The 7191-nt window shown below is 34.3% G+C and carries 7 protein-coding genes; all 7 read right to left on the bottom strand.

Features of this window, described 5'->3' with window-relative positions:
- Positions 1-133: 133 nt before the first annotated feature.
- Positions 134-934 carry an FkbM family methyltransferase gene (locus tag FJR37_RS24855; RefSeq protein ID WP_168467393.1) on the bottom strand — a complete coding sequence of 267 codons (801 nt, stop codon included), beginning with the start codon at positions 932-934 and terminating at the stop codon, positions 134-136.
- Positions 935-968: 34 nt separating this feature from the next.
- Positions 969-2075, bottom strand: coding sequence for a DegT/DnrJ/EryC1/StrS aminotransferase family protein (locus tag FJR37_RS24850; RefSeq protein WP_168467392.1), 1107 nt, complete (start codon positions 2073-2075; stop codon positions 969-971).
- Between the two features lie 58 nt (positions 2076-2133).
- The gene (locus tag FJR37_RS24845; protein WP_168467391.1) at positions 2134-3093 is read right to left on the bottom strand and encodes a glycosyltransferase family 10 domain-containing protein; all 960 of its coding nucleotides are present in this window, start codon (positions 3091-3093) and stop codon (positions 2134-2136) included.
- A 269-nt stretch (positions 3094-3362) separates the two neighbouring features.
- Positions 3363-4151, bottom strand: a complete 789-nt coding sequence (locus FJR37_RS24840) for an FkbM family methyltransferase (RefSeq protein ID WP_168467390.1) — start codon at positions 4149-4151, stop codon at positions 3363-3365.
- A 42-nt stretch (positions 4152-4193) separates the two neighbouring features.
- Positions 4194-4913, bottom strand: a complete 720-nt coding sequence (locus FJR37_RS24835; RefSeq protein WP_168467389.1) for an FkbM family methyltransferase — start codon at positions 4911-4913, stop codon at positions 4194-4196.
- A gap of 31 nt (positions 4914-4944) precedes the next feature.
- Positions 4945-6204: a polysaccharide ABC transporter ATP-binding protein gene (locus FJR37_RS24830; protein WP_168467388.1), complete on the bottom strand. Its 1260-nt coding sequence runs from the start codon at positions 6202-6204 to the stop codon at positions 4945-4947.
- 124 nt (positions 6205-6328) lie between these two features.
- Positions 6329-6940: a retropepsin-like aspartic protease gene (locus FJR37_RS24825; protein ID WP_028091101.1), complete on the bottom strand. Its 612-nt coding sequence runs from the start codon at positions 6938-6940 to the stop codon at positions 6329-6331.
- Positions 6941-7191: the final 251 nt, after the last annotated feature.

Raw genomic sequence — 7191 nt, 5'->3', positions numbered from 1 at the left:
CCCTAACTAGAGGAGTAGGATTAAGCTGAGATGGGTCGGAAATTTCTTCAGCAAGAATTTTTAACATCTCTTGCTGTGTAATTAGAGTATTGTTTTGCATAATTATATAAAGCTGTTTGCTAAAAATCCTTGATTATTTACTATTTAAGTAAGTTGAATGTAAATTAATTATTTCTTTTAGATTATGGCGACGAATTAAGTTTTTTCGTGGTAAAACATGATTAGACTTAAATAGAACATTACCCCATCTCCAACCATGTTTATCTAATCCATCAGGATAAAAAGCCACAACATCATAACCAAAAGTCTTTAAATAATCAAAAATCTCAAAAAAGTTGCCGTGAGGATCGTTGTCAGGTCTTTTACCAAAGTCAACTTCTGTCAAGATAAAGTCTATTTGTTTAGAACTTAACATATTGCACGCACCAGATAAAACTTTGCACTCAAAACCTTCAGTATCAATCTTCAAAACACTTATACTAGTGATATTCTCCGATTCGCAAAATTCGTCAAGACTTATAACTTTGACAGAAGTTACGTATTCTGATGTCTTAGAATCCAACAGAAAAGTATTTTGTCCTGACAACGGTTCTGAAGTGATCAAAAATTCTCCAGATATATCACCTAATCCAATTTCAAAACATTTAACATTACTGAGATTTTTGGTATTATCACATAGGACTTTAAATGTTGAAGGTATTGGTTCAAAACAATATATTTTCGATGTAGGAAATATTGGAATTATTTGATTAACTGTTTGTCCAATATTAGCTCCTACATCAAAAACAACTTTAATTTTATCTTGATGGGAATAATAGGAAATATCATAACGCCAATCACATCCTAAAGGAATTGTACGATAATTGGTATTGTAAATTTCTATCCCATATAGATTTAGGATATATTTTGCTGTTGATTTTATTTTTTGAAACATAGCGATAATTGGATGATTTTTGTATTAAATTTGCTTATATACAGCTAACAAGAATTTCAACTACTTTGTGTATATTATCTAAATCCATTGCTAAACCTGTTGGTAAAACAATCACCCTATCAGCCACTAACTCCGTATTTTTTAACAGAAGATTAGCATTAGGAAATAAATCCTTATAAGGTTTCATGTTATGACAACCTGGCCAAAAATACTTTCTTGCCAATATATTAGCCTCATGGAATTTATCAACTAAAGTATCTCGACTAACTGGAAAGTCTGGATCAACCTCAAGAATAATATATTGAAAATTGTTAGACTCGGTTTGATCATAAGGCAATAATGAAATACCTTGGATGGGCTGAATCAATTTTTGATAGGTCAGATAATTACGACGATTTACTTTGAGAATTTCGTCTAAATATTCCAAGTTTGTGAGTCCCATAGCAGCACAAATCTCATTCATTTTGCCATTAGTGCCAGGATAAATCACGTTATCAAAGCCTGCAAAGCCAAAATTTCGCATCAAATTTAACTTTTCTGCTAGTTCATCATCATTGGTAGCGATCGCTCCTCCTTCAATACTATTAAAAAACTTGGTGGCATGGAAACTAAAAACTTCACAAGCACCAAAGTTACCGATCATTTTACCTTGATAAGAACAACCAAAGGCATGGGCAGCATCAAACATTAGTTTGAGTTCATACTCATTGGCAATATCCTGTAAACCATCTACATCTGCACCTCTACCCCACAGGTGGACTCCTATAATACCAGAAGTTTTAGGGGTGATCATCCTCTTGACTGCATTGGCATCTAAATTATGGGTTGCAGGATTAATGTCAGCAAATACAGGGGTCAGCCCTTGCCAGTGTATAGCGTGAGCAGTGGCAATAAAGGTATAGGATGGGAGAATCACCTCACCTTCTAATTCTAGGGCGCGAATGGCAATTTCCAAGGCAACTGTGCCATTACACATTGCTACGACGTGACCTACTCCCAGATATTCTGCTAGTTTTTTTTCAAACTCTTGGACTACTGGACCATTGTTAGTGAGCCAATTACGGTCTAGGATTTCGTTAACTCGGTTTAGGAAGGTTTGGCGATCGCCTATATTAGGTCGTCCAACGTGTATTGGGTGCATAATTATACCTTGTAAGTACCTTATGGTTAAGGCTGTTAAAATTTTATGAGTTGGATATTTATGAGTCTAAGCAATATTTCCTAAATTTGCCCATTAGTTTTGATGTTTGTAACCAATGATCACCACCCGTATTTTGCCTGGTTAATTTTGATTTTTCGCAGATAGTCCTGGCACATCGCAGAAGAAATCCATCAAAAGAATCTAAAAGAGAATTAATACATATCTCTTTGTTCTTCTGAGCAAAAGGCAGCATATTTTGGTATTTTTCAAATGATAAATCTTGTAATATTACCTCTAGCTCTTGTAAGTTATCGAAGCAAATCATACCTCTAGGATCAAATATTTTGTCTATTTTAGGACATCCCCAATATATGGGGATGGTTTCAGTTAAAAAGCAATCTATAATTTTTTCGGTAAAGTAGTAATTCTCTTTGCAGTTTTCCATAGCTACAGAAAAACAATAATCTTTTAATGCTTCTAACTTCGAGTTTATCCACTTAATTCCTTTACCGTAACAATCAACTTTCTCATTATTTATTAATAGTTTCGCAACACTACTTCTGAAAGAGTACCCATGAACACTTTGATTATGCTCAATATTGCCAATAAAAGAAGTCAACTTGGATTTTTTAAATTGTGAAAGTTCCTGTAAAGGTACAGATAATAAGTTGGTACTGAAATATGTTTTGTAAAATGGATGTCCCATCTGTAAAAAGGATTCCTTATGAGTGAGTACGATATCAAATCTCTTTTTTAAGATAGAAGGAGATATATTTTTAGTATATACTGAGGTTTCATATAGCAGTGCTACTCGTTTACTTCTAGGTATTAAAAAAGGTAAATTAGATTGACAAAGCTCATCAGCAATTAGGTAAGAGTCTGACACTGGTATTTTTTCGCCTAATCTTGAAAATGTGAAGTTATAGATTTGATTATTTTCTTTATCATCTATTATTTTGTGATTATTGCTTAAGTGTAGTGAGTGCGATGTCATAATATGAAAATTAATTTTTCTCATTATTGTAATTTGATTGTTTCATTTCCTGGAGTTTTATTAGGAGTTTCACAATGTGTTTGTGAGCTATACTAAAAACCTTCGTACGACAAGCGGGTTACAATTCTTAAAGATTCTAGTACCGTGCGGCGTAAGTGAATGAACCATTTTCAAGCCTTGTAAGCAATCAAATTTTCGGAGCTTTTAATAGTCATCTTATTTACGCCAACCTGTACTAGTGTTCTCTGAAATAGCTTAAACTGGTTTCAAAATGAGAATTGCTGCTTCTAAAATCAAGTAATAGGAAGCAACAAAAAGTTTTCCGTTTTTCTCATATGAAGTAATAATTCATTACGGTTTTGTACACTAATTAAATCCGGTAAAGCATAAATTTTGTAATTAATGTCTTTACAAAATGATAATAAACTTTCGGGAGGGCAATCATAAGCTTTCAAATTCACCGTATGCCATTCTAATAAAATAGCTGGATTTTCTTGCTGAATAAGATTTACTCCACCCTGAAGAACCAAAAGTTCGGCTCCTTCAACATCAATTTTTATCACCGATGTTTGTGGATTTTGCAAGTTGTTCCACTCTTCGTCTAATGTAGTAACAGGAACTTGAATTTCTACTTGAGTATCTGCTCGTTTCGTATCCCGAAATCCTCCCAGTGCTTCATTACCTGAATTAGATGTAAAGAAATTTGACGTACCAATCTTTTTGCCTGTGGCTTTACCTATAACTACCCATCGATCTTTATAAACTGAATTTTCTGCTGTACGTTGCAAAAAAGGTAAAACATTTGGAGAAGGCTCAAAAGAAACAACTTTACAGGTTTCACAGAATTGAAGCATAGGGATGGAAGTTAGCCCAATATTAGCACCAATGTCAAAAAAAAAGCTGTTGGGCTTCAACAGATGCCTCATTAAAAAGACATTATCTTTTTCATATATTCCTTGTCTACAGGCCACATTAAATATACCAGCATTCTTAGGAAAAAAAACTTTTACACCAAAATAAGGAAATCTTCCAGAAAACCCAGGGAAGTAAGAATAAAACCATCTTTTTAATGTTTTTTTCATTGTTTTTTGTGGAAAAAATTAGATTGTTTTTTGTGGAAAAAATTAGTTAGAAACACTCTTCTTAAAAAGAGCATCACCTTGAAGTAACTCACCCTTACCAGATCTGTATCCTGGTGATATCTCTACTAACATAAAATTATGCTTACTCAATAAACTATAAATCTCTGAAAAAAGATAAGAATCTTGGTAAATTTGCTTGAAGGAGACCTCTATCCAAATCATTTGTGTTGCTTCTAACGTCTTTTCTGCACCATTCAGTACAAGATGTTCTGCCCCTTGAACATCTATCTTAAGAATATCAACGTTGCTAATTCCACTCTCATGAAAAATATCATCCAACAGTCGTGATTTGCGCCTGATTTGCGCCTCTGTCTTAAAAGAAATGGTATCTAAAATTGGTGCTGAATCGTGAAAATCTAGCAAAGACGAAGTCACGCCTAATTCATTTACATTGAAAGTACATTCATCCCTGGTATCCGATACAACACATTCATACACACTATATTTCGGTTCACTGAAAGTATCGACCAGTTTTTTATATTTGCTAGGTAGTGGTTCTATAAGAATTCCTTGTTTAACACCACAATAGACATTAATTCTTTGGGTAAAGTGACCATCATGAGCTCCAACATCTATAACATTAACTGGATGTTTTTTGTTAAGATATTTCACGAAAGGTGGAGGAAAGTCGTAGATGCTGTAAGGGATGTCTAGAAACTCACAAATTTGTTTGCGTAAAAAATATTTAATTGACCAAGCCATATAAAAATGATTACGATGTTAACATGGAGGTTTACTTATTGGCGAAATTGGCGGAAAATTTTCTTTCCAAAGGAATTTCTATTGATCCATATCCCCAATTTTGTTTTAAAGCAGTATTTCTGCCATTAAAAGGTGGGCGATTAACCTCAAATTTTAAACACTTATCTACTCTATCATAATGTTCATACCTTGGACTTGTTAAATCTATACTTAAAGAGTAAGAGCCAACAGCTAAAGTAGCCAATGAAAAACTGAAACTGATGATATTAATACCTACATTCAAGTTAATCATCTCTGGTTCTATAGTTCCTAATGAGCCAAAACCGATAGGATTCTCAAATACATCATAAAGTCTAACATCTAGACTAGAAACTATAACAATAGGGCTTAATATTTCTAGCGTTATACAGGCATTCATGACATCAGGATTTTCATTTAGTTGAATATTTGCACATTTTATCTTCGGTTTATTGAGAGGTTTTGTAATTTCTATTTGATAATTAGAATCTTGCGCTGATTCTTGTAAATAAAACTGGATAACTTTATAAGATTTATCTTGACTAAGAATTTGTCCAGAAGCCAATAAAATACACTGATCACATAAAGACTGTATGGTTGACATATTATGACTTACAAACAAAACCGTCCTTCCCTCCTTTCCCACATCCTCCATCTTTCCCAAACATTTCTTCTGAAATGCTGCATCCCCCACAGCCAAAACCTCATCCACAATCAAAATCTCCGGTTCTAAATGCGCCGCCACCGCAAACGCTAACCGCACATACATCCCCGAAGAATATCGCTTCACAGGCGTATCCAGAAACTTCTCCACTTCCGCAAACGCCACAATCTCATCAAACTTCCGCTTAATCTCCTCCTTACCCATACCCAGAATAGCACCATTGAGAAATATATTCTCTCTCCCAGTCAACTCTGGATGAAACCCAGTTCCCACTTCCAATAAACTGGCAACCCTACCCTTGATTTTAATGCTTCCTGTAGTCGGTTCTGTAATCCGACTTAAAATTTTCAACAGCGTTGATTTTCCTGCACCATTGCGCCCAATAATCCCAACTCTATCACCTTGTTTAATATCAAAAGATACATCCTTTAAAGCCCAAAACTCCTCAAAAGCAGGATTTTCAAGCTTGGATTTAGGATTAATTAAACTACCAAGAGACTTAACCTTATTAGTAATAACATCTCGCAGAGCAGTATAACGTTCCTGCTGCTGATGTCCAATAATATATTTTTTACCGAGATTTTCAACGCGAATAACTGTATCTGACATAAGTATTAATTTATCAATTTGAAAATTATTGATTTGACGGCTTATATATCTCAAGATTAGGCTAAATTTAGCCTTTAATTATAGAAGTAGCCAAATTACCCATTATTTTATAAGTTAACAGTAGTTATCCCCTATATTTGAATAGGATTTTCTCCTCAGCTTGTTTAAATTCAATATCAAATAAATCAAACACAACTTCCCTACCCAATAAAACTTCTTGGCAATCCTCATTTTGTAACCAGGCAACAGGAGCAGAAAAGGTATAATTATCAATCTGCATTTCAACTTGTCGGAGTACATATTGTACACTCCCCCCTACTCCTTCTCCATTACTCAGAACTTCTCCTTGAGAGAGGGCATATCCTAAGTCTGTGCCTAAATAAAATGTAATTAGGCTAATATCCGAACCAGAATCTACAAGCATTTCCAGGATTTTAGAATTTTGAAAAGTTAGACAGACTTCGTATTTTGGCTGCCAATCATGTTTTTTGACTGTTCTAAAACGCACTGGGAAAAACTTCACTGGCTCAACAAATTCGTTCTCGTAGATACGCTCAGTGATGTAGTCAGAAGATTTTAAGTTCTGAAGGTCAATTTGCTGTGTCATGATTCTATAATCTTGGTGATGAGCTATTACACCATCCTTAGTGTAAATAATCCATTCTCCACGATATTGTTTTAGTTTTCGGTAATTTGCTTTACGCCATTCTTTGGCACTATTGTATTTTTCGTTCATATTTAGCTATAGGAAAATCGGGGATCTGGGCATGATCAGATTATATATTCAGTTACTATTATATTTATTTCTTTCATCGCCTAATTACTGACAATATTAGATGCCTTGTAGAAAAAGTTCCAGATTTTGGTTAGATCTTTTCTGTACTTTTGCCTCTTGATCAATATCTCACAAGAGATCCTCAAAAGGTTGCATGGAGGGACTGAGATCAAAAAGACCATCAAAGCCCAACTCACTGTTCAATACTATCC

The sequence above is a fragment of the Aphanizomenon sp. UHCC 0183 genome, assembly GCF_009712065.1.
In the GTDB taxonomy this organism is placed as follows: Bacteria; Cyanobacteriota; Cyanobacteriia; order Cyanobacteriales; family Nostocaceae; genus Dolichospermum; species Dolichospermum heterosporum.
Note: the sequence above shows the minus strand (reverse complement) of the source record. Positions and strands in the feature narration are given on the sequence as shown.